Origin of the sequence: Pyrococcus woesei (genome assembly GCF_050496105.1) — an archaeon.
In the GTDB taxonomy this organism is placed as follows: domain Archaea; phylum Methanobacteriota_B; class Thermococci; order Thermococcales; family Thermococcaceae; genus Pyrococcus; species Pyrococcus furiosus.
Genome location: NZ_CP179867.1, coordinates 11,341 through 36,799, shown reverse-complemented (window position 1 = coordinate 36,799; position 25,459 = coordinate 11,341). Strand labels below are relative to the sequence as shown.

Here is a 25,459-nt window from a genome sequence, read left to right as displayed (position 1 = left end):
ACTACGAAAGTTTTAGAATTAGCACAGGTTCAAGTGGAATCGTTATTAATGACGTAAAGTATCTGTTCTCCTCCACAACATTTAACTATGAGGTCTGCCTAGTTGAGTGGGGAAATTGGAGTAATATAATATGTGATGCACCTGTCCCCTTAAAAACCATAGATGTAAGTTATAAGAACAACTTCGTTATAGAGGCCTCAGCTTTTTACCCTGTGGATCCTTTTGGAGTAACCAATAGTAGTGTTCTGTTAATATTCAACCCTGAACTCTCTAGGGATCAAATAGAGCATCTTATCTCTCAAAGAACATCAAGGACTCCACTCATTGTTTTTGGAATCCTTGGATTAATTGCATACCTAATTTTAAGAAGGAGGTGATTTTGTGAAGCATATCTTGCTTGAAATTGAGTCAAATAAAGGTCTTGTTATTCTCCTGATAATCCTCCCCTCCCTCCTGTTGGTAATAACTTGGTTTGCTCTCAGTGACTTAGGGGAAATTCCTAGTGAGGGAACAGAGTTCATGAAGACAGTTCCCTGCAAGGAAGTAGGAAATGTTATAGAGGAAAGCTCTCACTCGCTCATGTACTTTTTTGATGAGGTAGCACGTTCCCAAACTAAAGCACTTAAAAAGGGAATAAAAATTGTATTTAGTGGAGTTTTCTTGTCTGCTTCTCTTTTATCTGCTCTTATCCTGGGAAAATCTATCTCTATGGGAACCATAATATATGACATTGGAATTTTGAGAAATAAAAGGGCCATAATCTTGACGAGATTATCCCCAGTTCTAGTTTATTCTCTCTTCAGCTCCCTACTTGTTAGCATTGCTATTTCTTTCCTTCTTCAGCTATATGGAATGAACATTGAAGTTGGTGTTATGTTAAAGCTCTTTATTTCGCTATTTTTAGCTTCAACCTGGGGAATTTTCTTTTCATCGCTAATTTCTGTTTCTTCAAGGGAATACTCTTTTTCTGTTCTACTCTCTTTCCTAGTGGTTGGGGCATTCTTGTCGGAACTGCCAGGAAATGAACTTATTTTTCCTTTCTTAGACCTCTTTCAATGGATGCTCTTCCCTGAATTTGTGGAGTTGAAGTTTACGTCCATTGTTGGTTTGCTCTTATTGGGCATTACACCTCTTGTAACAATTAAAATCTTTGAGGGAGGTGACTACTATTGAGGTTTTGGATGACGATTATTTTGTCATCTCTATTTTTGGCTGGAACATTAGGAGTGATTACTTTCTTAGCTTCTCATCCCCTAGAAATGACCTTTTTATCCTTCGGAGTCTCTAAAGGGGAAGAAGAAACAAAAACGTGTGCAGTTAATATAAAGCTTATAACAATTCCCATAGCGGGGGAATATCTCATTAAAGGAGAAAACGTTACCGTAGTTACTTATGAAGGTACACACAAGGGTAGATTTTCTACTAACCTCAGAGGTGCTGTGTTGATGGTAGTTCAGAGCCTCAATAGCAAAGCTACCGTTAAGTTGCTTCCTAAAGTTAAATTTCCAACTCCTCATGTAGCCCTTATTATAATAATTGGCGTGGTGGGGGGATATGTTTTTAGAGTGCTGGAACGTAAGTAAATCGTACGGAGAAATAAAAGCTCTAGATAATGTCTCATTTGTACTTGATGAGGGACTGTCATTTATTCTAGGGCCAAATGGAAGTGGAAAGACAACTTTTATCAAAATTATGAGCAATATAATAAGGCCAGACTCTGGAAATATAAGGATATTCGGCAGGGACTATCTGGATGTTCCTGCCTCTGAATTGGGTTTTGCGTATGAAAAAATTGTGTTTCCACCGAACATCAGAGTTAAGGAATACCTTAGTGCCGTCGGACACCTTAGGGGGAATGATAACTCTGATGAAATAATAACCCTCTTTGAACTAGATAAAGTTAAAAATAAGAGATTTAAAGAGCTTTCCCAGGGGTTCAAGAGGAGGTTTTTAGTAGCTTCAGCATTTGTTGGAAATCCTAGGGCTGTATTTCTTGATGAGCCGTTTAGTAACGTTGATATAATAGCTAAGCGAAGTATGATGAGGACATTTTTGGAGCTAAAGAAAAAGCTCAACATAGTAATTGTCTCTCACGTATTTACAAACATTGAAGAAATAGATTCCCTTGTGGTTCTTTATCATGGCAAGGTTCTTGCAAATTATAGAGGAAAAGAACTATCTGATTTGACAGGATTTAGGGCTATATTTGAGGATGGAAATGTGATAATAAACGATGTGGAAAAAGTGAATTCCCTAATCTCCCAAGGAAAGAAGCTTGTTAAGATAGAACCAATTTCTATTGAAGATTGGCTGATGAAGATGTTTTAGATTTACATTTATGTGTAAATACAGACCAAAAAACTTTTAATTTTTGACATTATCATGTCTATAGGTGTGAGAATGAGTGTGAAAGTAGTTTGTCCCTACTGTGGTTTTGGTTGCAATCTTTTGGTAGATACAATTACAAAGAAAGTTAGGCCTTATAGGGGCGAGCCAAACAGGGGTAAGCTTTGTCCAAAAGGATTATTTGCACTTGAGCATGTCTATTCAAAAGATAGACTTAGATACCCCCTAAAAAGAGAAGGCAGTGACTTTAAGAGAATATCCTGGGAGAGAGCAATTTCCGAGATAGCTGAGAAGATAAGAGAAATTATTGAAAATTATGGACCGAGTTCAATAGCTTTTATTGCCTCATCAAAGATTACTAATGAAGAAAATTATTTGCTCCAAAAAATTGCGAGACTTTTGGGCACAAACAACATAGACAATTGTGCTAGATTGTGTCATGAATCAAGTGTACACGCCTTAAAGCTAACTCTAGGAGCAGGGATTCAGACTAACCCCTACTCAGATTTGGAAAAGTTCAAGGCACTCATGATATGGGGCTACAATCCAGCCGAAACTCATCCTGTCGTTATGCAATACATAATGAATGCCAAGAAGAATGGGGCTAAGATTATTGTTGTGGACGTTCGGGAAACTACAACAATGAAATTTGGGGATTATAAGGTAATAATTCGTCCTGGGACTGATATAACTTTGGCAAACGCCATAATGAATGTCATAATTGAAAATCGTTGGTACAATAAAGATTTCATTGAGAAGAGGACTGTAGGATTTTCAGAGATAAGGATGGGAGTTAAGAAATACACTCCCGAATATGCTGAAAAGATTACGGGCGTTCCAGCGAGGTTAATTAAAGAAATAGCTGAAGCTTTTGCAAAGGCTGGAAGTGGGGCTATATTATGGGGAATGGGAGTTACTCAGCAAATAGCGGGAGTTGAAAACGTTCTTGCTTTAATAAATATAGCTCTTCTCCTGGGATATTTTGGGGAAAAGGGTGGATTATATCCCATGAGGGGACAGAATAATGTCCAAGGAGCAGCTTACATGGGAACTTTGAGCGAATTCCTTCCTGGTTATGTCCCTTTATCTGACTCAGAGTTCAGGAAGAAAGTTGCAAAATTGTGGGGAGTTGAAGATTTACCCACGGAGAGAGGTTTGTACCTTACTGAATATTGGGATGCCATATTGAATGGTGATTTAAAGGTCCTCTACATCGTTGGTGAAAATCCTGCCATTAGTGATGCAAATGTTCTAAAAGTTAGAAAGGCCCTAACTAAGCTCGAGTTATTGGTTGTTCAGGACATATTTCTCACAAGAACAGCTAGGTACGCTCACTATGTCCTGCCAGCGGCCGCCTTCTGTGAGAAGGAAGGTTCTTACATGAACAGCGAGAGGAGAATACAGTGGAGTCATAAAGCTTGCGAACCACTAGGGGAGAGCAAGCCAGATTGGGAGATTCTAACAATGTTGGCAAATGCTCTTGGGTTGAGGGGTTTTAACTACAAAAGGGTTGAGGAAATAACAGAGGAATACTTTAAGTTATTCCCAGAACTTGAAAATAGGAGTGTAGAGGAACTGAAAAACTCTGAGGGCATTGTAATTCCATCACCCAGGTTGTATACCGATAGATTTTTGACTCCAGGTGGAAGGGCCCGATTTATATCAGTGGAACAAATAATGCCATGGGAAGAACCGAATGGAGAATATCCTCTCATTCTTACAACGGTTAGGTTGATTACTCATTATAACACTGGAGAGATGACAATGAGGAGTCCGTCCTTGACAAAAATGATTGGTGAACCGTTTGTACTAATTAGTAGGGAAGATGCCCAAGAGTACGGAATTAAAGAAGGAGACTACGTTGTAGTTGAAACGAGAAGGGGAAACTTAACCCTCAAGGCAAAGATATCAAACATCCAAAGGGGTGTTATAGCAATACCCTTCCACTTTGAGGCCAATGTATTAACCAACGATGCGTTAAATAAAGCAGGAACTCCAGAGCTCAAGTTTTCGGCAGCAAGAATAAGGAAAGTTTCATAACTCCTTAATCTAACAAACAATCATGAAGAGATTGTTGCCTTTATCACTTTTGTTCTTGGGGGTGTTTTTCTACCTTCCAATTTTCCTTATAGTCAAGGAGGGAATCGATGTAAAGGCCTTAGTGGATGTGGTGACTGATAGTTATCACTTAAGAGTTATTTCCTTTACATTTGCCCAGGCAATAGGTTCAACTGTGGTAACTCTTCTCATAGGGCTTCCTGGGGCCTACATCTTTGCTAAGTATGACTTCCCGGGGAAAGATTTTCTTAAGGCTTTAATCACCATCCCCTTTGTAATGCCAAGCGTCATGGTTGCTTTAGGATTTCTAATACTTTTTGGAAAGTCTGGGCCCCTTGGGTGGCTTAATGTTCTGTACTCATGGAAGGCGATTGTTCTAGCTCATGCCTTCTACAATTATCCAGTGGTAGTGAGAATGGTGGGTACTGTACTGGAAAGAACAAATCCCCATTATGAGGAAGCGGCAATGACGTTAGGGGCCAAGGGTTTTTTCCTCTTTAGGAAGGTGACGTTCCCTCTAATTCTTCCAGGAGTTATATCTTCTGCCCTTCTAACATTTACATTCTCCTTCATGAGCTTTTCAATTCCTCTAATCTTGGGTGGGTATAGGTACTCAACCCTTGAAGTTGATATCTTTACCTCAATAATGGTTCTTTTGGACTTCAAAACAGGCTCCGCGTTAGCTCTTCTTCAACTTACTCTAAGCTTAACCTTTATGTACGCCTACTTAAAGGTGCTTAGCATTTATGCAAAAATGGAAGAGCAGAGAATAATAATAGGGAAGAAGAAATTGAGAGGGTTGTCTCTCTACTTAGCTCTCCTCTATTTTGTGGTCATTGGAGTATTTATTATTGGCCCACTGATAGCTGTTGTTATTGACTCTCTAACTTATGACGGGAGGATTAGTTTGGAATGGTATATGAGGGCGTTTTCGGAAGAATACAATCCAATGTTTGGAACAACGTCTCTAAGGACAATTCTTAACTCTCTAATGTTCGGTGTCTTCACCATGATAATTTCTCTTTTAGTTGCTCTTCCTCTGGCCTATACACTAACTAAATACAGATTCAGAGGAAAAATCTTGGTAGATGCCCTTGCAACTCTTCCCTTGGCTAGCTCCTCTGTAGTTCTGGGCCTTGGATATCTCCTCGCCTTTAGGAAGACTCCTCTCTATGACTCCTGGGTAATAATTGCGTTGGCTCACTCAACGGTTGCATATCCCTTTGTGCTAAGAGCTCTTTCGTCCTCTCTAGTGAAGGTAAAGAAATCTCTGTTTGAAGCTGCATTAACACTGGGGGCTAAGGAAGGGATTGCCTTTAAAGAGGTAGAGCTTCCTCTAATACAAAAGGGTCTCATAACTGGGGCACTATTTGCCTTTGCAATAAGCTTGGGAGAGCTCGCAACTACTTACATGCTTGCAAGGCCAGAATACACAACACTAACGATGGCCATCTATAAGTTTATATCCGCAAGGCAATTTGGCCCAGCTTCAGCTTTGGCTGTAATCCTAATGCTTGTTTCTGGAATTAGCTTTTTGATAATTGAAAAAGTTGGTGGTGAGATATGGTAACGGTAGAACTCGAGAATGTAACTAAATCTTTCGAGAACTTTAGGCTTGAGGTGAGCTTAAAAGTTAAAGACGGCGAGCTGTTAACTCTCTTAGGTCCAAGTGGATGTGGGAAAACAACAACCTTGAGAATAATCGCTGGACTTGAAAGTCCTGACTCTGGTAGAGTTCTGTTTGATGGAGATGATGTGACATCAAAAAAGCCCTATGAAAGGAATGTAGGATTCGTATTTCAAGATTACGCCCTCTTTCCTCACATGACCGTTTATGAGAACATTGCATTTGGATTGAAAGTTAGAAAGATTCCCAGGGGTGAAATTGAAAGAAAGGTTAAAGAAGCTATAAAGTTAGTTGGACTGGAAGGTCTTGAAAATCGTTATCCAGAGCAACTTAGCGGTGGACAGCAACAGAGAGTTGCCCTTGCTAGGGCACTAGTTGTTGAGCCAGATATTCTTCTTTTGGATGAGCCTTTAAGCAATTTAGATGCTAGAGTAAGGGAAAGGCTTAGGCGTGAAATAAGGAGAATACAGAGGGAAGTTGGAATTACAACTGTGTACGTAACTCATGATCAAGTGGAGGCAATGGCAATAAGTGATAGAATAGCTTTGATGAACTTTGGAAAAATAGAGCAGGTGGGAGAGCCCTTGGATCTCTACCTAAATCCAAAGAGTGAATTTGTCGCAAGATTTTTGGGAGATGGAAATTTGTTGGAAGCAAGGGTGCATGATGGAAAGGCAAAGATTGGTTCTCTGGAGTTTAATATTTCCACATCCTCTAAAAAAGTGAAGATATTCTTTAGGCCTGAGCACGTTGAAATTGGAGAGGGGGATGCTGCTAGAGTTGTAGATTACGAAATAATCCCAGGAAGAGTGAAGGTGTATTTAGAGGTTGATAACATAACGATATTAGCTGAAAGACCCCTAGAGGAGATAGAGAAAATAAGAAAGGGGGCAAAGGTAGGGATTAAGATAAGGAGGTTTATTGTCCTTTAACTTCTTCAGGACTCTTTCCTTCTACAACCACCTCTGTCCACTGCTTTAGCCACTTATCAAGATTTTCTGCCACAAGAGCTGGATCGATGGTAACGGGTTTCTTGACCTCCAGAGCGTACTTGTAAACTTCTGGTAGCTTAACGTTCTTATTTACGGGGTACATCCACTGAGTTGTTGGTAACTTTTCTTGGGCCTTTTCGCTGATTAGGAACTCTACAAACTTCTCTGCCAGCTCTCTGTTTTTAGTTCCCTTCACTATTCCGACACCTTCTATCTGGAGAAAGTTTCCTTCTTCGAACTCAATAGCCCTGATGTTCGTGTTATTTTCATAATACACAGAAGCTGCTGGTGAAGTGGCATAACTAAGAACTATTGGATACTCTCCCTTACTAAAAGCTTCCCAGGCTGCACTCCATCCCTTTACTATCTGGACGTTTTCCCTCAACTTTGCCCAATAATCAAGCCATTGGTCTTTATATACCGCAATGGTCCAGAGCATGAATGCTAATCCTGGAGAACTCGTTCTTGGGTCTTCAATTATAATCTTGCCCTTCCACTCTGGCTTTGTTAAATCGTCCAGGCTCTTTGGATAGTCTTGGATTAAGTCAGTTCTGTAGTTGAATGCTATGTAGCCATAGTCGAATGGTGTTAAGTAAAATTCGGGGTCGAACTTTTCTATTATCCACTGAGGTATAACATCAACATTCCTGGGCTTGTATTTTTCTAGAACACCCGCCTTTATTGCTTTGCTCATGAAGGTGTTGTCAATACCAACTACAACATCCGCCTTTGGGTTGTCCTTTTCTATAATTAGCCTGTTAACAAGTTCTCCCGTACTTCCAACTAGGACCAAGTTCACCTTTACGTTGTACTCTTCCTCGAACTCTGGAATTACCTCCTTTAGCCAGTATTCTAGGCTGTCATAGGCATATACTGTCAGAACCTTCTCCTGCTCACCTGGGGAGGTTATACACCCACTTGCCATTAGAACTAAGACAAGCAAGATTCCAGTAACAATCTTGTTCATTTTCTTTCACCCCTTAAACTTTTCTGGTTCGAAGTTTAAGCTTTTTATTTACATAAAAATGTCAAAAAAATCTTTAAAAAACTCGAATTTTTACATAAAAATGGTGAAAAGATGAAGGTTAGGATAGCAACTTATGCCTCCCATTCAGCCCTTCAAATACTCAAGGGGGCAAAAGATGAAGGGTTTGAGACAATAGCATTTGGTTCCTCAAAGGTGAAGCCTCTCTATACCAAATACTTCCCAGTAGCTGATTATTTCATCGAAGAAAAGTATCCAGAAGAAGAACTACTAAATTTGAATGCTGTAGTAGTTCCAACAGGTTCTTTTGTTGCTCACCTGGGAATAGAGCTTGTTGAAAACATGAAAGTTCCCTATTTCGGAAATAAAAGAGTTCTTAGGTGGGAGAGTGACAGAAATTTAGAGAGAAAATGGCTCAAAAAAGCAGGAATAAGAGTTCCAGAAGTTTATGAAGATCCTGACGATATAGAGAAACCAGTGATTGTAAAGCCACATGGAGCTAAAGGAGGGAAGGGGTACTTCTTAGCTAAAGATCCAGAAGATTTCTGGAGAAAGGCTGAGAAATTCCTTGGGATTAAAAGGAAGGAAGATTTAAAGAACATTCAAATCCAGGAATACGTGTTGGGCGTCCCAGTATATCCCCATTACTTCTACTCCAAAGTTAGAGAGGAGTTGGAGCTAATGAGCATAGATAGGAGGTATGAGAGCAACGTTGACGCAATAGGAAGAATACCAGCAAAAGATCAGCTTGAATTTGATATGGATATCACCTATACGGTCATAGGAAACATTCCAATAGTCTTAAGAGAGAGCCTTTTAATGGACGTGATAGAGGCAGGAGAGAGAGTTGTAAAGGCTGCGGAGGAGCTTATGGGAGGGCTATGGGGCCCGTTCTGTCTCGAGGGGGTATTTACACCGGATCTTGAATTTGTTGTCTTTGAAATATCAGCAAGAATAGTGGCCGGAACTAACATCTTTGTTAACGGCTCTCCATACACATGGCTTAGATATGATAGGCCAGTAAGTACTGGAAGAAGGATAGCCATGGAAATTAGAGAGGCAATTGAGAATGATATGCTGGAGAAAGTTCTTACCTAATCCTTATAATCTATTTTATCTAAAAATGTCCAGAGGGGAATTTGTTTACAACTTTATGTTTAATTTCGCAAGACTTTTAATAAAGTTTAGACAATCGTTTGATGAAGAGGTGGGTCAAGGTGTGGGAGAAGTTCATTGAAGAAAAGATTAGGGAAATTAGAGAGACTGTAGGAGACTCTAAGGCGATAATTGCGCTCTCAGGGGGAGTTGATAGTTCAACTGCTGCAGTCTTAGCTCACAGAGCAATAGGGGATAGGCTTCATGCAGTATTCGTAAATACTGGATTCCTAAGGAAAGGAGAGCCGGAGTTTGTAATTAAAACCTTTAGGGACGAATTTGGCATGAACCTTCACTACGTTGATGCCCAGGACAGATTCTTCGCAGCTCTAAAGGGCGTTACAGATCCTGAAGAGAAAAGAAAAATTATTGGAAGGGTATTCATAGAGGTGTTTGAGGAAGTTGCAAAGGACATTGGGGCGGAATATCTCATTCAGGGGACAATAGCACCAGATTGGATTGAAAGTCAAGGAAAAATCAAGAGCCATCACAACGTTGGAGGATTGCCGGAGAAGTTAAATCTAAAGATAATAGAACCTCTTAGAGATCTCTATAAGGATGAGGTTAGACAATTAGCCAAGGAGTTAGGCCTTCCAGAGAAAATCTACAACAGAATGCCTTTCCCAGGCCCAGGACTTGCTGTCAGAGTTATTGGAGAAGTAACTCCTGAGAAGATAAGAATAGTTAGAGAGGCAAATGCTATTGTGGAAGAGGAAATTGAAAAAGCTGGACTAAGGCCATGGCAAGCCTTTGCTGTTCTCCTTGGAGTTAAAACTGTAGGCGTTCAGGGGGATATTAGGGCGTACAAGGAAACTATTGCAGTAAGAATTGTCGAAAGTGTAGATGGTATGACAGCAAATGCTATGAACGTCCCCTGGGAAGTTCTTCAGAGGATAGCTTTCAGAATAACTAGCGAGATTCCCGAAGTTGGAAGGGTACTTTATGACATAACGAACAAGCCACCTGCAACAATAGAATTTGAGTGAGGGAGTGAGATGATCATTATAATGGACAATGGAGGGCAATATGTCCATAGGATATGGAGAACTCTTCGCTATTTAGGAGTAGAAGCAAAGATAATCCCTAACACCACTCCTTTGGATGAGATAAAGGCAATGAAACCTAAGGGGATTATCTTTTCTGGAGGACCAAGCTTAGAGAACACTGGTAATTGTGAAAAGATTCTTGAACATTACGAAGAATTCAATGTTCCAATTCTAGGGATTTGCCTTGGGCACCAGCTCATAGCAAAGTTCTTTGGGGGAGAAGTTGGGAGAGGAGAGAAAGCAGAGTATAGCTTAGTTGAAATTGAAATAATCGACGAGAACGACATCTTCAAAGGATTGCCGAGAAAAGTAAGGGTCTGGGAAAGCCATATGGATGAAGTTAAAAAGCTTCCACCGAAGTTTAAGCTCCTTGCAAGGAGTGATACTTGTCCAGTTGAGGCAATGAAGCATGAAGAGCTTCCAATCTATGGAGTTCAGTTTCATCCAGAGGTTGCCCATACAGAGCATGGGGCAGATATACTGAGGAATTTTGCAAAGATATGTGGTGAGCTGTAGTCAGCTAGTCGATCCTCTCATCATTTTTCAGCAACGGGTTTATTCATCATCTCATGCATACTTTATAGCTACTTTCTTAAAATTTTTAAATGCTATAAATATTCATGCCTCCTCTTTCGATGCGTTTTATGTCCTTATCAAACTGAATTTTGGCCTCTTTTACCTTTTCAAAGGCTAATTTAGTTGAATACATAAAAAATCCTGTTGTGGCTAAGAAAAACGCTTGAACAGGCTTTGGAGTTTTCACAACATAAAATGCATAAAAGAAGCTAAGTAATAGGAAATTGAAAGGGATAGAGAATTTATCAAAGAAGTTAAGAGCTTTTCTACACTTGGAGTATGGATAGTCTGCATAGCGCCATATTATAATCGCTATTATGCATATCAAGAAGATATGAATGAAAAAGCTTATGGTGTAGTCTTCTCTAGAAGATGAACCAAGTGCTAGGGGGATGAGAGTTGTCCATTCCAACCCTGTAAAGAACGAAACTTTCGGATATTTGTTTAAATATAATCCAAGTGCAAGTGCAATTCCCAATAGGAGAATAACTGTTATGCTCCCAGTTACAACTAAGCTCTTAATAAGTTCTTGAGCACTTTTATCTAAACTTCCATCCCAGGTAATTGAAAGTCCAAAATAAACAATGAGAGCTGAGAGAGTCACTAAATACTTATCCCCAAGCCATAAAATAGGACCCACAATTGAAGCTACAAAAGCTCTTCCGGAAGTATATTGCGGAAGAACTTCTATAAAGATAACTCCAATTACAAATGCTCCAAAGCCAATAGCTTTCAAAATCTTCTTGAGCGGTACTTTTAAGTAGACCACTTTGTTGAAGTAATAAGTCATCTTAGATTCTGGATCTTTTATTAGAATTGAAAGATTTAGGGGAGCCGCTGCAACAACCCATTTAGGCATTGGGCCTAAAGCAACTCTAAAATTCTCACGCCTTCTCTGGATAATAGTATCAGTATAAATCCTAACATGCTTGTCTTCAATAAAAACTGGCAAAGGAGGCATTACTTCTATGTTATCTTCTTTGAGTTTGCTAACTCCTATGATTTCACACTGAAGAGTTTGATCATATAGTACTTCAGAAGGACAGCTAATGCTTAATGCAGAGACTGTGGGTGTTAGGATAACTACTCCTAGGATCATGAGCATAATTCTTTTACTTATCATCATCTAGAGAGAACTTAAATTAATTTAAAAATCTTTTGGATCTTCATTACATAAAATTCTACTTTTATTCCTGAAATTTTATAGTAATTTTTATAAACATTAACATCATTACTATAATTGGTGATACCTTGGGATATACCATATATTATAAAACGAACGTGGACAAATGGGAAGGAGCTATAGCATTTCTTAGTAGGGTTTGTAAAGGATTGCGGTGGAATTTTAAGATTAGGGCTCGGGGAGATGTCATAATAATTCCAGACTTTAAAAAGGTAGAAATACTAGTAATTCCTAAGAAAGGAAGTGGATTCGTGAAAACTTATGGAATTGAGCCTTACACGACCCTTTATCTCCTAATTTTGCATTCTTTAAACGCTTTTGGTAGTGTGGAGATAATAGAAGACTAGGTGAGGATTTCAATTGTTATTTTAGAATCTCTGTAAAATATTTCGCCTTTATCTGTTATTGTGAATCCTCTAATTTCCGTGATCCTCCTTTTAATATACTCTATGATTCCACTAGCAAAATCTTGAGCATTACCATTTACCTCGAATTTCAACGTTACCCTAATCTCGCCGGTAGTTGAATCGACGGAAATTCCTAGAAAGTTACACTTAACATTTCCAACTAAATTGTTCAGTGGCTCATGCTCGTAGTCTTCTACCTTGACTCCCAGGTTTATATAGTAACATGCATCTGAGGCGATCTCCTTAAAAGTACTTGTTACAATTGTGTCTCTCTGATTAGTTAATATGGGATGAAATAAAACAATGATAGTGACCATTATCACTCCAAATATTAGCATAAATTCAATTGCCGTTTGCCCTCTCAAGGATCACACCTCTTCCATCTTCATACTTTATTACAATCTTTTTTGTAGTTTCATTCTCAATAATCACAGACGTGTTTTCAAATATAGGGACTTGAAGGGTCTCAGTTACTGTGTATTTTTTCCCCTCTATATAAGCTACAACTGTGACTTTCCTTTCAGTGCTTACTGTTATTGTCACGTTATCTTTTGAACCTAGTGTGAAGGGGATATCCTTAACTACAGCAAACCCAGGCCCCATAGCGTAGACCTTATTTATCATGTCTCGTAGGCTTATTGCAAACACTCTAACTTTTGCCGCATGGTTTAGTGTCTCAACTTCTTCTTTCTCCTCAAATGCAAAGCTCATTAGGCCAAGGGAGAATATCAAGAGTAATGTCATTGCGAATATGAAGTCTATGCTTAGTTGAGCCTTCATTGCCTTCTCACCCTATTCCAATGTTTATATATAGAGTTCCCTCAGCTTCATTGTAACTCCACTCTGGGCTTTTATCTGGATTCCACTCCACAACTATCTTAAGGGTCTTTTTGAGCTTTTCCACGGGGATCTCTAGCCCTTGATTTCCTGCGTGAGTAGTGGATGGGTTATAAATAGTACCGTTGTTTGACCAGTCAACTTTAAGCAGAGATTCAGAACAAAATACCGTTTTGTTTCCTCCTTCCTCTATCCAAGATACTCCTTTTATCGTTACACAGGTTCCATTTTTGTAGGTAATGAATATGCTGGGATTATTAATTCCGTAAACCCTCTCTATCTGTGTTTTCCATCTTAGATATGTTAAGTGAACATATGTTGTAGACTTTGAACCAGGGCCGTGGGCATATACTTGGCTTATTGTATTTGAAATTGCATCGGCTAAGGCTTTCTCTTCAAGACTAATTTGGGTTCTTGCGACCTCTACTGAAGGCCCACTCTCAAATGTTGTCATCCTTATTGAGTATATGAGGATTAATGTGAATATCATAAATATGAAGAGGAATTCCAGTGAGACCTGACCTTTCTTCATGTTTTCCCCTATTTTTTCTACTCATAGAAATATTTAATCTTTGGGGTTATAGTTTGACAATGCCCCTATTTCTATTGAATTCAACATCCCTATAATCTAGGTTGTACAGAGTGAATCCGTATTTTTTGGGGTCTAACTTATATCGCTTAACTAATTCTCTAAGCTCATATATGAAGAATTGAACAAGTTCGTAGTATATTGTATCAACCTTTTGGAGAAGATAGTCATTGAGATAAAACAACACTGGGAATAAGGCAAGGCCAAATATTACTAGGGGGATTTCAAGGAAAAATGTTAAAATTCCAAGTCCGATAATTAGGGCTATAATTCCCATTATTGAATATTTTCTCCATCTTAGAATTTTTTTAGCAAGTTTGACTTTTTCTTCCCAGGTTTCTAGTAGGGTTGGATTATAGAAGTCAAATGCGGTATGCCTTTTACCTTTCCTAATTCTTTCTCTTATCAGTAAATCCCAATCGTCGATATAGTGAACTGTCATCCCCTTGAGTTTTGCTCTTTCAGCGTCTACTGAGGAAATTATCCTAACCATGTCTTCAGCACTTTCGTGAGCTATGTGTTCATAAACTCTCTTTTCATCAAGTTCAAGGGCCACTTCAACTGAATCTTTAACTTTGATCATCTGCTTCACCTGGGTATATGTCATCGAAATCTGGCAATCCACTTAGTAGCTTCTTCTTTTTAGATTCTCCCTCTTCCTTAGCTTTTAAAAATTCTTGAGCATATTTTTTGGCTGTAATAACGATCTCTTCAATGCTCTTACTTTCGTAAATTCCACTGAGCAATGTAACTACCTCAACTTCCCTTTCCCTGGGATCTGGATAAAATCCTCTAAAAATTTGCTTTCCTCTTATCCTTTGGGTTAGCTCGTTCAATGCCTCAAAGATCTCGTTTGCCTTCAATGCTTCTGGAGGTCCGTGGATTGCAACTAAGCCGTAAAGAGCTGATTCTATATTAACATCAAGGTATAAACCCTCGTTTTCGAAAGATCTTATTATCAGTCTAGATAAACTTTTGATTTTTGTTGCGTCTGCCTTTGCGTAACCTACTGTTGCAAAGCTTCCCATAGCCCTCAACACAAATTTTAAGTCGCTTGCATCTAAAGTTTGCTCCCCTGGGACATCTATTAAAGCCAGTAAGGAGGCTATTCTCTCCACGATTGCATAATTTATCCTCTCGTAGGCCTGGCTAATGTCTTCGTTACTTTCTTTTAACTTGTTATTGTCAATTGCTATTATCGAGTCCACTATCTTAGATAGCTTATCGATTGTGATTGCAGCATTGATCGTTGGTCGTATTCCTTCTTCTTTTAAGGGTAGGGCTCCTATTGCTACCACGAGGGAGTCTGGATATTCCTCTTTTAAGGCCTCTGCTAATACTGGGGTTCCCCCAGCTCCTTTTCCCCCTCCAAAACCAAAGGTTAGGAAGAAGATATCAACATCTTCAAATCCTACTAGAGAGGATATCTTTTTCATTACCATTGGAAGGTCTCTTTTCATAGCCTCTCTACCCAGCACTGGATTTGCGTTGACACCTTTTCCTCCCACTATACTCTCTCCTATCAAGATTCTTCGGTCTGGAGGAATGTGCTTTAGGTACTCTAGATCTCCTCTTGATGTGTTGATAGCCAAAGCCTCGAAATCAACTAAGGAGAATATATCTGCTATTTTTGTTCCACACTGACCAATTCCAATTATTATGGCTCGCACAGTTTTATCACCTCTATTTTAGGAATTTCATGTCAATCTCTTCAATTTCAACGTTTCCATTGTTGTTAGTATCTTTCCATGTTATTACCACACATTTACCATGGATGTACTTTATTATAGGTTGTGAGAAAATAACTTCTGCAAGCTTTTCTGCGTACTCTTTAGGCTCTGTATATAGGATGAATATTAAGTTTCCATTCCTGTTTCTCCCTGGAATAATGAATAGAATTGCTTTTCCTTCTACTGGAAGGTCATTAACTTTTATCTCTTCTCCTACCCTTACTTTCACGTCTGCATTGTACTCATGAACTTTCACAGCTGATATTGGAGCTATGACGATCCAATTGCCTCTTTCTGGAACTTCTAATAATTCAGGATCAGCAAAAACAGTTTCGTTAACTATGATGTTGAAATTATCCTTTAGCATTGCTTTCACAGTGTCTTTAAGGACTTCTGTAGTTGTTATCATGGAAACATTTTTGTCTTTTAGTTCTGTGATGACTGAATATAAATTGACTTTTGCTACTCCTGGGAACATTGAATAGTACCTTACGAGCATAGCTACTGTTAATGAATTGTTTTCACTTTCTGAAATTTCTGGGCTCCAGTAAGGCTCAATGCTCTTCTCGGATAATGATAGATAGGCGTATAACTTCTGCCATTCTATTCTTGGTGGAGTTTTTCTAAGAAGCTCTATAGTATCTTTGAGGTCTTCTTCGTCTACCAATGGCCAAAGAACGTTGAAAATTTCAATAGTTGCGGGGTACTCTGGAGCATAATTCCAATCAACTATCACAGTTCTAAAGATAAAGCCCCATCCTCCGTTTTTCTTTATCCTTAATAACCATTCTATGTTCTCTTTTACGATAGGAGTAGTTTTATCGGCACCCATTTTTAAAAGGGCTTTAATGGCGAGAGCTGTGGTAAGGGGTTGCTTACCATATGCAAAGCCCCATTCCGAACTCTCTATTAGGGCTCTTTCTACTTTTCTCTCATTCCAGTCCAAGCTTCTATATTCGAGTAGTGCTAAAAGTGCATACAAGTACTCATCTCTTAACTTTCCATCCATTAGGATTAGTTCTTTGTTCTTTTCCATCTCCCTTCTCATAAATTCTAATCCTCTATAAACAGCTTCGCTCTGGGGATTGCAGATTTTCATGCTCATTAGGGCATAATATGTGACTCTAACATCTGAGGGTGAACCCTTGTATATTCCCCATCCTCCATCTTCATTTTGCATGTTCTCTAGAAGAGCACAATATTTGGCGAGCTTATCCTCTCCTTGGGGTATAATGCTTTCTGAGACTAAAGAAAATGCCATCGTCGTGTATATTGGATAATATGGACTTGTCCAGGACTCATTATAGCTCTCTGCTTTTGCCAATAACTTGGCTGCTTCAAAGTCAAGTCCTCTAACTTTTAACAAAACGTATGCTGCTAAAGGATATTCATAGTCCTCTTTGACACTCTTAATTAGCTTTTCTACAACATTCGTTGGTTCTTCTTTATAGATATTGTAATAGGCAAGAATCCATAGCGCAAGTTCTTCCGGTTTCTCTGGGATTGTATTTTTTAGAACATTTGAAAATGCAATCTCTGTATATGGATATCCTCTATTGAGAGAAGAAAGAGCAACAACCGCTATTAATGTGGGATAGTAACTAGTGGGCATTTTCTTTAGGTATCCCCACCCTTCTCCATTATAGTTATCGAGGAGAAATTCCACTCCACGATTTATTGCCCTTTTAATTTTATACTCTTTATCATACTCTCCTTCAAACTTTTCAAGTGCAGTTCCTAAAGCTAAAAGAGCACATCCAGTATCTGGGACTGAGCTAACGCTGCCATAAAAGTATCCCCATCCTCCATCTCCGTTCTGATGAGAGAGTAGCTTTTCAGTAACCTCCCACAACTTCTTTCTGTCTAGGCTTTCAGCTTTGTCTGTTGCAACTGCAAGGGCAAGCAGGCTAAGGCTGAGATCTTTTATCTTGTCCGTTTCAAGTGAGTAATCATATGTTATTTTGCTAGAATACTCAAGTATGCTCGCGCTTACCGCGGAACTTCCCAAGATTATTAGCAGGAGTAGGGATAGTACATACAACTTTCTCATATTCTCTATCCCCCTATTCTGTAACTTTCTTAGTTCTTAAATAAATCTTTTTTGGATACTCGGGAAGAAATAATAAGAAAAAGAAGTGAAAATTATTGAGTCTTCTCCTTTGTGGTCTCTTGTTGACTTATCTGTTCTAAGACTCTGATATCTGTTTTATCTTCTTTCTTTGGTAGTCCTCCTGGCCTGGGTTTTCTCTTTTTGGCTTCTAGTGCTTTAAGTTTAGTCTTGTATAGATTGAGTTCGTAAGCTGTGTATACTAGTCCAATGCCTAAGGCTAAAATTAGAACTCCCAGGAGGTAAGGAACGATGTTAGTTTCTTTCTCTTGTTGTTTGGGAATGTACTTCTCAGTTATATTTGAAATCTTCTGAGCAAGAGGTGTTGCATTCTCTAACGTTGCTAATACTTTGTCAATATATTCTGGTAATTCTTCTGGTTCTGGCCATTTCTCTATGGTCTGAGTTTTTACGATGATTTTAGGTGGAACTGAATTTATTAAAATGACATTTGGATAAATTTCCTCGTGCCAATTTCCTAGAGGATCTTGATATTTTAGAATAACTTTTAAAGGATACACTCCCTCTTTTAATATCTTGTATTCTTCTTCAACTACCTTTTCTTCTCCAGCTTTGATCGTTCCGAGGACTATAGAGTCTTTTCCATCTAAGAAGTCACCAAGCTCTAGATATAAAGTGGCGTTCTTGATGAATTCGAATCTACTATCTTCACCTTGGGCTGAAATTGTGAATCTTAACCTGATTGTTGAGTTGGTTTCCTTCTCTGCATAATTCTTAGTCTCCCCATCTTTTATTGCCCCACCAGTTAGCTCTAATTGTGGAACTCCATAGACGGAAATATCTTCTATTATGTTTGATTTTACTGTAATCTTTTTTCCAAGTTCGTTGTAATACTCCACAATTACGGGTCCTAGACTATAGTTTCCAACCGCATTTGGTTTTAGTGTGTAAATGAGTACGGGCATCTCTGAGAAGGGTTCGAGCCTTGAGAGTTCCCATGTTCCAATACCACTTATAAGCTCAAAATTATTTGGGATTGGAGCTAAGACCTTTACGTTGAATGCATTACCTTTTCCTTCGTTTTTAACCTTTATGAACACTATTATCTCTTCTCCTAATAAAACTCTATTCTGGCTTATGTCAAGTCTCACGGTTATATTTGCCTCTCTAAGAATTACAGATCCAGAAGCACCTATGGGAGCGTAGATTTTTGCCTGTAACCTGTTGTATTTAAGATCTACTGTATTTGGAATAACTTCCACCCTTAGGGGAGCTTTTGTAAATATATAGCTCCCTCCCTCTTTAACTGTTGCAGTTTCGACACTTTTATCGTCTATAATGAGGTCAAATTTGGAATAATATCCCACGCTAACGAGCTGAATTTGATAAGTGGTCTTATTGTAGGTAATTGTAACTTTCTCTCCAGCATAGATGACATCGTCATAAACAACTTGTATCGGTTCTTCTGTAGTTGTTTTTTCTTCTTTTTGTTCTTCGGGTTGAACAACTTTTGCAGGAGCGAAAATCATCTTAGCAATATACAGGTTAAATGTGACGCTTTTGTCCTTTGAGGCTTTAACATATTCAATTACTAGAACGGAAGATTGAGTTAATTCGCTCGAAATCTTATAGGGCACTCCCACAGGATAATCTTTTTCGAGGGTTCTCGTAACCGTAGTTCCATCCGGGTATCTTATTGTTAACTCAGCCTTTGTGTCTGAGGGGACATCACGAACAGTGATCTTGTACTGTGGGAACCCTGAAGGCATTGTGTAAGATTCTCCTTCTTTGAGGGTGATATTCTCTTTAAAAAGCTTAACAGGAGTTTTAATCTCTATGTATGCTGTTTTTTGGGATTCCCATATTCCCGTAACTTCAACTCCAAATAGAGGATTATTTTCGTCAGGATAGTACATAGTTTGTCCTTCTTCGAGTATCTTCCTAGCGACTCTGTTTCCGTTCTCATATATTTCAATTGCAGCCCTATTCCAGTTGGTGGGGTCTACATCGGCAAACTTTACGGCGTACTTTCCTCCAAATTCTATGTATCCCCCTAATTTTAATCCCACAGTAAGTGTTGAATACTTCTCAAGCCCTAGGGCTTTTGGATTAAATATAGTTAACCCACTGGCAATAAGCATTATGATGAGTAATATGCTTGCTTTTTTCATGATTCCTTACCCCCTCCTAAATTTAACTTCTCTAGAAGTTAGGGAACAATATAGTATAAAGGTCTTTTGGTATCTATTCCCAAAACTTTCTAGTTTGGATGTAGTGTTTCTCTGCCTCGATAAGTGCTTTTATAAGGGATTTTCCTCTATAATCCCTAAGTATTCTGGTGGCGCTTTCTACCCCAACCCCATAGGTAGCTAATGCTAAAAGAGCGTCCTTCCCGTAGGCTTTAAGTAAATCAGCCGCCTTTAAACCTCTAAGGTAATACTTTTCTTCTTCCCTACTAAGCTTTTCTCCTCTTTTTAACTTTTTGAGAGCTGAGATGAAAGTTTCGGAATCTTTGGGGTGTAGAGGAGCTATCATTTTGGAATCACACTTGGGACAGCTTAACTCATTGACTCTATCCATAACCCTGCGAACTTTTGTTCTCCAGGAAAATCCGCAGTTTGTACAAACCATGACTAACTCAGCATCGAGTAACTTCTCCCTAAATATCTCTTCTACTTCCTCCTGGGTAAGTATATCTCTAATTAGAAACTCTCCTCCTAGGGTTGCCAAAGAAGAGGAAAGAGGCGTTATTTCCTCTCTGAACAAAGTTTTCATTCTAATTTCTCCCTTTCTTATTTTTTCTAGAATTTTCTCTGTTTTATCAATGTCGATTTTATCATGGTAAATTTCATTAAAAGTCTCCTTCTCTATTATTGTCCCTTCAAACAGCCTTTCTACTTTTTTTATTCTCGCGTCCCTTCTTAGGGCACCGAATCTCTTAGCAATTGCACTCATCTTCCAGCGGTATATTGGAGTGTCTCTAATTCCTCTAGCAACAATATCTCCAACTTCTGCTTTCATTAACAGTATTTCCTTTATTTCTTCAGGATTAAGCCTAAATGGGCTTCTAATTATAATTCCATGAGCTTGACTTCTTGGGAGGAAAATATTCCCATATCGGGCGGATAAAAACACTGAGATAAATCTTGTGAGCCCTTCGTTAATTTTATTTCCAAAATCAGCATGAATTATCACAAATTTTGGATAGGATTCTATAATGATATCTCTATCACTCGCCACTGGTTCTGATTCTACTAGTTGGGAAATTGCAACCTCGAGTTCTTCCTTATTAAATTCAACGCCCTCAAGCAGTTTTAATGCTCTCTCTTTGTCCCATAGGAGCTCTCTCTTCAGCTTTCCAACAAATTCTGCAACTTCCAAAGGAACTGGAATGAGCTCCCCTTCCCAACTTGGCAGTGCACTTTCTAAATTGTTGCTCTCCTTAACCTTTATTATCCTTTCTTTTTCGTTAATTTCCAGCACGATCCAGCTTCTTCCATGCATGATGAATTCCATACTCTCTTCAAGTTCCGTAACAAAGTTTTCATCTAGTCTTCCAACAGATTTTCCACTTGCAATATCTATAACTGCATAACTTATTTCGTCAGGTATTGTTGAGAGGTTCTCGAAATAATACTTAAAGGCATTTTTTCCCAGCTTAATTGCATCTCCATCTCTTCTTATTATTCTAGCCTCTTCTAAAATCTCTAAAACTTTCTGATAGTCTTCCCAGGAGAGCTTTCTGTAGGGATAAGTAGATTTCGCAAGGGAATAGGGTTCAGTAATGTTAACATTTCTGTATTCTATTGTCAAACCAACTATAAAGTGAGCCAGGACATCAAGGGCATTTTCGTAGGGATTTACATCTTCCAGTTTTCCTTCTAGTGCGAGCTTTGCTATTGCCAAGCTTTGGAGATAATCTTCTACGTTTGTGGTTATGATGTAAGCCTCGCTTGTTTCCCACAGTCTATGTTTGCTTCTTCCAGCTCTCTGGACTAGCCTATTTACCTGTCGAGGACTCATGTACTGAATAACTGCATCAACATCCCCTATGTCAATGCCAAGTTCCATTGATGAGGTACAAATTAGTGCTTTTATTTTTCCTTCCTTAAGTTTCTTCTCTGCCTCTATTCTTGCTTCCCTTGAAAGGCTACCATGGTGAACTTCAACAGGTTTTCCCCAAGCTTTAAGTCTATGCCCTAAGATCTCTGCAAATTGTCGGGTATTAACAAAGATCAATACCTTCTTGTGCTTTTCTACAATATCCCACACAACTCTTAGCCTCGTTGCAACTTCTATTGGAACTTTGAGCTCTTCAGCAAGCTTTTCATCCTCTGGAATTGGCTGAGGGTATAAAACGGTAAATTTGTACTTCTTTTTTAGTCGAGGCTTTACCACTTCATCCGCTTCCATCCAAAGCCTTACCTTTTCTTCACTTCCAATTGTTGCAGAAAGGCCAATCCTTATTGGTTTATCTTCTGTAATTAATTCAAGTCTTTTTAGATTTAGGATTAGCTGGGTTCCTCTTTTATTCTCTATAAGTTCACCAATCTCGTCTATCACGATAAATTTAGTGTTCTTAAGATAGGGACGGAAGGACTTTGTCGTAAGAATAGCAGGGAGCATTTCAGGGGTTGTAATTAATAGGTGGGGAGGATTTTTTACCTGCTTCAATCTTTTTGAGGTAGGCGTGTCCCCATGCCTAACCTCTATTATTACCCCAGTTTTTTCTTCCCACCACTTTAGTCTCTCTAGCAAGTCCCTATTTAGTGCCTTCAATGGGGCTATATAAATAGCTGCTATAGGTTTAAGATTCTCCCGTAGTATTGCGTCTAAGATTGGAATTACTGCGGCTTCAGTTTTTCCGCTTCCTGTCGGAGCTATTATTAAAACACTTTTACCTTCTCCCCTAATTTTATGAAAGGCTAATTGTTGAAGGGCATTCAACTTTCCAAATCTCTCTTTTATTGCCTTTTTTATCAATATGTGCATCTCGAGAGGGTATGTCAAGGAGTTTAAAAAGTTTATAAGAGGTAGATAGGAAAAACATTGTATGTATAGAAAAGGGGCCCAGGCAGAGAGAGAATTGATTAAGCTCTTGGAAAAGCATGGATTTGCTGTGGTGAGGTCGGCAGGGAGCAAGAAAGTTGACTTAGTTGCAGGTAATGGAAAGAAGTATTTGTGCATAGAAGTTAAGGTTACAAAGAAAGATCATTTGTACGTGGGAAAGAGAGACATGGGCAGATTAATAGAATTTTCAAGAAGGTTTGGAGGGATCCCAGTGTTGGCTGTGAAGTTCTTAAATGTTGGGTGGAGGTTTATTGAGGTAAGCCCAAAAATTGAGAAGTTTGTTTTCACGCCTTCTAGCGGAGTATCTCTTGAGGTATTGTTGGGAATACAAAAAACGTTGGAGGGGAAATCATGAAAAAAGTAGCTCTATTTTTCTTTATAATTGTTATTTCACTGTTTATGCCACCCACTACAGCTCAACCAACACTTTTAATTAGCATTTCTCCAAAAGAAGTGGAAATTTTCCCAGGGGATAGCTTCACTATAAATGTCACTTTAAAGAACGTGGGAAATGAAACAGCGTACAACGTGACAGTCTATGCGATAGATCAGATTAAGGGAGTGCTGTTCACCCAAGGTTATGTAAATGCTCTTTCTCCAGGGGAAAGCAGAAATTTAACTTTGAAGGTTTATACAACAAACCCAAGTGCAGGTTTATACAAGATTCACATTGTGGCAAAGTGGGGAAATCAGTTAGTTGAAGATATTTTAACGTTAAAAGTGAGATCAGTCGTTAACTTTTCTCTCTTAATAGATGGGTCTGAAAAAGTCAGATATGGTAGAAATGCTACCTTTACATTGGCCATTACCTCGTATTCTAACCTATTGCTCTACGGAGATGCAAAAGTTGAAGTGAAAAGAGATGGGAAAACTATCCAAGTACTTTCTTATAAACCGATTGTAAAAGAGGGTGAAAGTTGGGTAACAACTTTATCCCTTCCTGGGACTGAGGTTGGGAATTACACCATTCTGTTCTCTGCCAATTTCTATGGAAGGGAAAAGAAAATCGAGCATAACTTTACTATATACAGAAGAAACCTGTCCTACACAGTAAAATTTGAGAACGGGAAGATTATAGTGAACGTCTTTGAAGGTGAAAATCCCGCAAGTGACGTCAAGGTTACGATAGATGCATTAAGCTTTGTTACCGGAAAGGATGGAAAAATAGAGTATGAAGTTAATGAGCCTGGGGTATATACTGTTACACTTGACCTAGATGGAAAAGTTGTAGAAGAGCTGGTTAGGGTTAAGACTCCCCTCTTATTTGCATCTCAGGAAAACACAACCCTAATAGTTAGGGCAGTAGATCCTGACGGTTATCCTATAGAGGGGATTGTGATTAAAGTCTTCGGGCCAAAAGGATATATCTACAATGTCACAGATTCAAATGGTATAGCAAGGTTCAATTTAAATGATATAGGGTATGGAGAAGTTGAAGTTTCTGCAGAAAGTTCAAAGTACTTACCTGCCTCTACCACATTTATAACGAAGAAACCTGTAACGCCCACTTCAAATCCACCTTCAACGGAAGCTACTCCAACAAAGACACCAACCTTTACTCCCTCCACTACCGTTCAAACACCTTCTCCTACTCCAGTAGGGACTAAAATCTCTAGTAGAATTTGGGAATTCCTTTTTTACCTTGCTCTCTTCCTGGGAACAGTGCTGTTTACCTCATACTTTGCATTCTTTAGGCCTATAATCGTGGAAGACAACATAGGGGAAAGGCACTTTATTAGAGTAAGAGCTCCAAGATTTCTTCCGCTTAAAAACTTTGAGTACAGAATGAAAGGCTATGCGAAAGAGGTTTGGGCCACTAAAGGAGAAGTAAAAATTGAAGATGGAGTAATAGTGTGGAGGATAGATGAATTGGAGCCTGGAGAAGAGGCAACTTTACAGGTAGTGCTTTCTTAGTATATCCATTATTTTTCCGGCGATTTCGCTTTTTCCTCCCAATTTTCTGTAAAGCTCGTATAATTCCTCTATCTTTTGTGCAACGTCCTTAATTTGTAACCCTCTTTTCTTCTTTACTATGAGCCTTGTTCCGAGAACTGCTAGCTCTAAGAGAACGTTGTCTGCCCTGCTTATTGGCCGGGGTACTCTTTTTTCTATACCTATATAAATGGGAGTTAATGTGCAATCTTTTGCAATGCTCTCTCCAATGGAATCTTTTACTTTTACAATTCTACATTTAACTTCTCCCTCTACCCAGGGATAGCCTTCTATTCTTCTTATTGGGACTTTGATCCCCTGGGTAACATCAAACTTAACATCAAGGTTATATGCTAGCCCTGCTAAGAGCTCAGTATCGTCGACGACTTGAATAATTGCGTAATTACATTCCTCTAAGTCTCTAAAGCTTCTTCCCTCAAAAATCCTAAATTTTAAGACTCTTCCCTGTCTTCTAACTCCAATAGGAGTAAAGTTTGATTTGGTTGAGAGGAGAACTTCATATACCTTATCTTCTTCAGGAAATAAAGTTAAAAAGGAGTCGTCAAGCTTCATCTTGCTCTGATAACTTGAGCTAATTTTGAAGAATCAATTATTATAACTTCTCCAATACTTTTTACGGCAGTTATCGGTATTATGAGCAGTTCATCTTCCGTAATTCTGAACTTGGAGATGTCAATATCTTCATCTGGCTCTGCAAGTATTGCAAGTATCTTTCCTTTTTCTTCTCCTTCCTCTTCAAAAAGCAAATCATAGACCCATCCAAGCCTTACTCCTGTGTCAGTAATTAGTTCAACATCCCTGAGCTTTGATGCCCTAATCTTTACCATTACTCAACAC

24 protein-coding genes are annotated in these 25,459 nt (G+C 38.8%); 12 read left to right on the top strand and 12 right to left on the bottom strand.

What is annotated here, in order from left to right:
* The first annotated feature begins 381 nt into the window (after positions 1-381).
* The 6 genes from ACMFNG_RS00220 (at position 382) to ACMFNG_RS00195 (ending at position 6,963) form a co-directional block, all read left to right on the top strand.
* A complete protein-coding gene (locus ACMFNG_RS00220; protein ID WP_011012671.1) occupies positions 382-1,173 on the top strand; it encodes a hypothetical protein in 792 nt (263 codons plus the stop codon).
* Positions 1,170-1,583, top strand: coding sequence for a hypothetical protein (locus ACMFNG_RS00215; RefSeq protein ID WP_014835434.1), 414 nt, complete (start codon positions 1,170-1,172; stop codon positions 1,581-1,583). The genes ACMFNG_RS00220 and ACMFNG_RS00215 overlap by 4 nt, the downstream gene beginning before the upstream one ends.
* Positions 1,555-2,328, top strand: a complete 774-nt coding sequence (locus ACMFNG_RS00210) for an ABC transporter ATP-binding protein (protein ID WP_011012669.1) — start codon at positions 1,555-1,557, stop codon at positions 2,326-2,328. Before ACMFNG_RS00215 ends, ACMFNG_RS00210 begins: the two co-directional genes overlap by 29 nt.
* 72 nt (positions 2,329-2,400) lie before the next feature.
* Positions 2,401-4,386, top strand: a complete 1,986-nt coding sequence (fdhF, locus tag ACMFNG_RS00205) for a formate dehydrogenase subunit alpha (RefSeq protein WP_014835433.1) — start codon at positions 2,401-2,403, stop codon at positions 4,384-4,386.
* Positions 4,387-4,408: 22 nt separating this feature from the next.
* Entirely contained in the window at positions 4,409-5,974 is a 1,566-nt protein-coding gene (locus ACMFNG_RS00200) for an ABC transporter permease (RefSeq protein WP_011012667.1), read from the top strand.
* Positions 5,968-6,963 carry an ABC transporter ATP-binding protein gene (locus tag ACMFNG_RS00195; protein WP_011012666.1) on the top strand — a complete coding sequence of 332 codons (996 nt, stop codon included), beginning with the start codon at positions 5,968-5,970 and terminating at the stop codon, positions 6,961-6,963. The genes ACMFNG_RS00200 and ACMFNG_RS00195 overlap by 7 nt, the downstream gene beginning before the upstream one ends.
* Here the strand turns inward: ACMFNG_RS00195 and ACMFNG_RS00190 are convergent.
* Positions 6,950-7,990, bottom strand: coding sequence for a thiamine ABC transporter substrate-binding protein (locus ACMFNG_RS00190; RefSeq protein ID WP_011012665.1), 1,041 nt, complete (start codon positions 7,988-7,990; stop codon positions 6,950-6,952). The two genes, ACMFNG_RS00195 and ACMFNG_RS00190, sit on opposite strands and share 14 nt — an antisense overlap.
* Before the next feature lie 111 nt (positions 7,991-8,101).
* Here ACMFNG_RS00190 and ACMFNG_RS00185 point away from each other — a divergent pair, with 111 nt between their 5' ends.
* The 3 genes from ACMFNG_RS00185 (at position 8,102) to ACMFNG_RS00175 (ending at position 10,725) form a co-directional block, all read left to right on the top strand.
* Positions 8,102-9,106 (top strand): formate--phosphoribosylaminoimidazolecarboxamide ligase, encoded by a 1,005-nt coding sequence (locus tag ACMFNG_RS00185; protein ID WP_011012664.1) that lies wholly within the window; start codon positions 8,102-8,104, stop codon positions 9,104-9,106.
* A 101-nt stretch (positions 9,107-9,207) separates the two neighbouring features.
* Positions 9,208-10,149: a glutamine-hydrolyzing GMP synthase gene (gene guaA, locus ACMFNG_RS00180; RefSeq protein WP_011012663.1), complete on the top strand. Its 942-nt coding sequence runs from the start codon at positions 9,208-9,210 to the stop codon at positions 10,147-10,149.
* Between the two features lie 9 nt (positions 10,150-10,158).
* The gene (locus tag ACMFNG_RS00175; protein WP_011012662.1) at positions 10,159-10,725 is read left to right on the top strand and encodes a GMP synthase subunit A; all 567 of its coding nucleotides are present in this window, start codon (positions 10,159-10,161) and stop codon (positions 10,723-10,725) included.
* Positions 10,726-10,810: 85 nt separating this feature from the next.
* On the opposite strand, the gene ACMFNG_RS00170 is transcribed toward ACMFNG_RS00175, so the two are convergent.
* Positions 10,811-11,908, bottom strand: a complete 1,098-nt coding sequence (locus ACMFNG_RS00170; RefSeq protein WP_288073178.1) for a hypothetical protein — start codon at positions 11,906-11,908, stop codon at positions 10,811-10,813.
* Between the two features lie 158 nt (positions 11,909-12,066).
* On the opposite strand from ACMFNG_RS00170, the gene ACMFNG_RS00165 reads away from it, so the two are divergent.
* A complete protein-coding gene (locus tag ACMFNG_RS00165) occupies positions 12,067-12,315 on the top strand; it encodes a hypothetical protein (RefSeq protein WP_011012659.1) in 249 nt (82 codons plus the stop codon).
* On the opposite strand, the gene ACMFNG_RS00160 is transcribed toward ACMFNG_RS00165, so the two are convergent.
* The 8 genes from ACMFNG_RS00160 to ACMFNG_RS00125 all read right to left on the bottom strand — a co-directional run bounded on the left by ACMFNG_RS00160 (position 12,312) and on the right by ACMFNG_RS00125 (position 22,591).
* Positions 12,312-12,740, bottom strand: coding sequence for a hypothetical protein (locus tag ACMFNG_RS00160; RefSeq protein ID WP_014835427.1), 429 nt, complete (start codon positions 12,738-12,740; stop codon positions 12,312-12,314). The genes ACMFNG_RS00165 and ACMFNG_RS00160 overlap by 4 nt on opposite strands.
* On the bottom strand, positions 12,718-13,155 hold the full coding sequence (locus ACMFNG_RS00155) for a hypothetical protein (RefSeq protein WP_011012657.1): 438 nt from the start codon (positions 13,153-13,155) through the stop codon (positions 12,718-12,720). The genes ACMFNG_RS00160 and ACMFNG_RS00155 overlap by 23 nt, the downstream gene beginning before the upstream one ends.
* A 7-nt stretch (positions 13,156-13,162) precedes the next feature.
* Positions 13,163-13,744: a class III signal peptide-containing protein gene (locus ACMFNG_RS00150; protein WP_011012656.1), complete on the bottom strand. Its 582-nt coding sequence runs from the start codon at positions 13,742-13,744 to the stop codon at positions 13,163-13,165.
* 46 nt (positions 13,745-13,790) lie between these two features.
* The gene (locus ACMFNG_RS00145) at positions 13,791-14,384 is read right to left on the bottom strand and encodes a hypothetical protein (RefSeq protein ID WP_011012655.1); all 594 of its coding nucleotides are present in this window, start codon (positions 14,382-14,384) and stop codon (positions 13,791-13,793) included.
* Positions 14,371-15,471 carry a tubulin/FtsZ family protein gene (locus ACMFNG_RS00140; protein WP_430515178.1) on the bottom strand — a complete coding sequence of 367 codons (1,101 nt, stop codon included), beginning with the start codon at positions 15,469-15,471 and terminating at the stop codon, positions 14,371-14,373. The genes ACMFNG_RS00145 and ACMFNG_RS00140 overlap by 14 nt, the downstream gene beginning before the upstream one ends.
* 13 nt (positions 15,472-15,484) lie before the next feature.
* The gene (locus ACMFNG_RS00135) at positions 15,485-17,581 is read right to left on the bottom strand and encodes a prenyltransferase/squalene oxidase repeat-containing protein (RefSeq protein ID WP_430515177.1); all 2,097 of its coding nucleotides are present in this window, start codon (positions 17,579-17,581) and stop codon (positions 15,485-15,487) included.
* A 92-nt stretch (positions 17,582-17,673) separates the two neighbouring features.
* Positions 17,674-19,770: a hypothetical protein gene (locus tag ACMFNG_RS00130; RefSeq protein WP_011012652.1), complete on the bottom strand. Its 2,097-nt coding sequence runs from the start codon at positions 19,768-19,770 to the stop codon at positions 17,674-17,676.
* Positions 19,771-19,843: 73 nt separating this feature from the next.
* Entirely contained in the window at positions 19,844-22,591 is a 2,748-nt protein-coding gene (locus ACMFNG_RS00125) for a DEAD/DEAH box helicase (protein ID WP_048059063.1), read from the bottom strand.
* Between the two features lie 61 nt (positions 22,592-22,652).
* Here ACMFNG_RS00125 and hjc point away from each other — a divergent pair, with 61 nt between their 5' ends.
* Both hjc and ACMFNG_RS00115 read left to right on the top strand, forming a co-directional pair.
* On the top strand, positions 22,653-23,024 hold the full coding sequence (gene hjc, locus ACMFNG_RS00120; protein ID WP_011012650.1) for a Holliday junction resolvase Hjc: 372 nt from the start codon (positions 22,653-22,655) through the stop codon (positions 23,022-23,024).
* Positions 23,021-24,583: a CARDB domain-containing protein gene (locus ACMFNG_RS00115; RefSeq protein ID WP_011012649.1), complete on the top strand. Its 1,563-nt coding sequence runs from the start codon at positions 23,021-23,023 to the stop codon at positions 24,581-24,583. Before hjc ends, ACMFNG_RS00115 begins: the two co-directional genes overlap by 4 nt.
* On the opposite strand, the gene ACMFNG_RS00110 is transcribed toward ACMFNG_RS00115, so the two are convergent.
* Together ACMFNG_RS00110 and ACMFNG_RS00105 are read right to left on the bottom strand one after the other, a co-directional pair.
* Positions 24,563-25,174: a DUF447 domain-containing protein gene (locus ACMFNG_RS00110; RefSeq protein WP_011012648.1), complete on the bottom strand. Its 612-nt coding sequence runs from the start codon at positions 25,172-25,174 to the stop codon at positions 24,563-24,565. The two genes, ACMFNG_RS00115 and ACMFNG_RS00110, sit on opposite strands and share 21 nt — an antisense overlap.
* Positions 25,171-25,449 carry a PRC-barrel domain-containing protein gene (locus ACMFNG_RS00105; RefSeq protein WP_011012647.1) on the bottom strand — a complete coding sequence of 93 codons (279 nt, stop codon included), beginning with the start codon at positions 25,447-25,449 and terminating at the stop codon, positions 25,171-25,173. Before ACMFNG_RS00105 ends, ACMFNG_RS00110 begins: the two co-directional genes overlap by 4 nt.
* Between the last annotated feature and the right edge of the window lie 10 nt (positions 25,450-25,459).

What these genes read in the sequence shown, in the direction of transcription:
- ACMFNG_RS00190 (WP_011012665.1), bottom strand. Translation starts at nt 7,990, where the DNA reads ATGAACAAGATTGTTACTGGAATCTTGCTTGTCTTAGTTCTAATGGCA.
- ACMFNG_RS00145 (WP_011012655.1), bottom strand. Translation starts at nt 14,384, where the DNA reads ATGATCAAAGTTAAAGATTCAGTTGAAGTGGCCCTTGAACTTGATGAA.
- hjc (WP_011012650.1), top strand. Translation starts at nt 22,653, where the DNA reads ATGTATAGAAAAGGGGCCCAGGCAGAGAGAGAATTGATTAAGCTCTTG.
- ACMFNG_RS00110 (WP_011012648.1), bottom strand. Translation starts at nt 25,174, where the DNA reads ATGAAGCTTGACGACTCCTTTTTAACTTTATTTCCTGAAGAAGATAAG.
- ACMFNG_RS00170 (WP_288073178.1), bottom strand. Translation starts at nt 11,908, where the DNA reads ATGATAAGTAAAAGAATTATGCTCATGATCCTAGGAGTAGTTATCCTA.
- guaA (WP_011012663.1), top strand. Translation starts at nt 9,208, where the DNA reads ATGAAGAGGTGGGTCAAGGTGTGGGAGAAGTTCATTGAAGAAAAGATT.
- ACMFNG_RS00105 (WP_011012647.1), bottom strand. Translation starts at nt 25,449, where the DNA reads ATGGTAAAGATTAGGGCATCAAAGCTCAGGGATGTTGAACTAATTACT.
- ACMFNG_RS00200 (WP_011012667.1), top strand. Translation starts at nt 4,409, where the DNA reads ATGAAGAGATTGTTGCCTTTATCACTTTTGTTCTTGGGGGTGTTTTTC.
- ACMFNG_RS00125 (WP_048059063.1), bottom strand. Translation starts at nt 22,591, where the DNA reads ATGCACATATTGATAAAAAAGGCAATAAAAGAGAGATTTGGAAAGTTG.
- ACMFNG_RS00175 (WP_011012662.1), top strand. Translation starts at nt 10,159, where the DNA reads ATGATCATTATAATGGACAATGGAGGGCAATATGTCCATAGGATATGG.
- ACMFNG_RS00130 (WP_011012652.1), bottom strand. Translation starts at nt 19,770, where the DNA reads ATGAAAAAAGCAAGCATATTACTCATCATAATGCTTATTGCCAGTGGG.
- ACMFNG_RS00155 (WP_011012657.1), bottom strand. Translation starts at nt 13,155, where the DNA reads ATGAAGGCTCAACTAAGCATAGACTTCATATTCGCAATGACATTACTC.
- ACMFNG_RS00210 (WP_011012669.1), top strand. Translation starts at nt 1,555, where the DNA reads ATGTTTTTAGAGTGCTGGAACGTAAGTAAATCGTACGGAGAAATAAAA.
- ACMFNG_RS00135 (WP_430515177.1), bottom strand. Translation starts at nt 17,581, where the DNA reads ATGAGAAAGTTGTATGTACTATCCCTACTCCTGCTAATAATCTTGGGA.
- ACMFNG_RS00150 (WP_011012656.1), bottom strand. Translation starts at nt 13,744, where the DNA reads ATGAAGAAAGGTCAGGTCTCACTGGAATTCCTCTTCATATTTATGATA.
- ACMFNG_RS00185 (WP_011012664.1), top strand. Translation starts at nt 8,102, where the DNA reads ATGAAGGTTAGGATAGCAACTTATGCCTCCCATTCAGCCCTTCAAATA.
- ACMFNG_RS00195 (WP_011012666.1), top strand. Translation starts at nt 5,968, where the DNA reads ATGGTAACGGTAGAACTCGAGAATGTAACTAAATCTTTCGAGAACTTT.
- ACMFNG_RS00115 (WP_011012649.1), top strand. Translation starts at nt 23,021, where the DNA reads ATGAAAAAAGTAGCTCTATTTTTCTTTATAATTGTTATTTCACTGTTT.
- fdhF (WP_014835433.1), top strand. Translation starts at nt 2,401, where the DNA reads ATGAGTGTGAAAGTAGTTTGTCCCTACTGTGGTTTTGGTTGCAATCTT.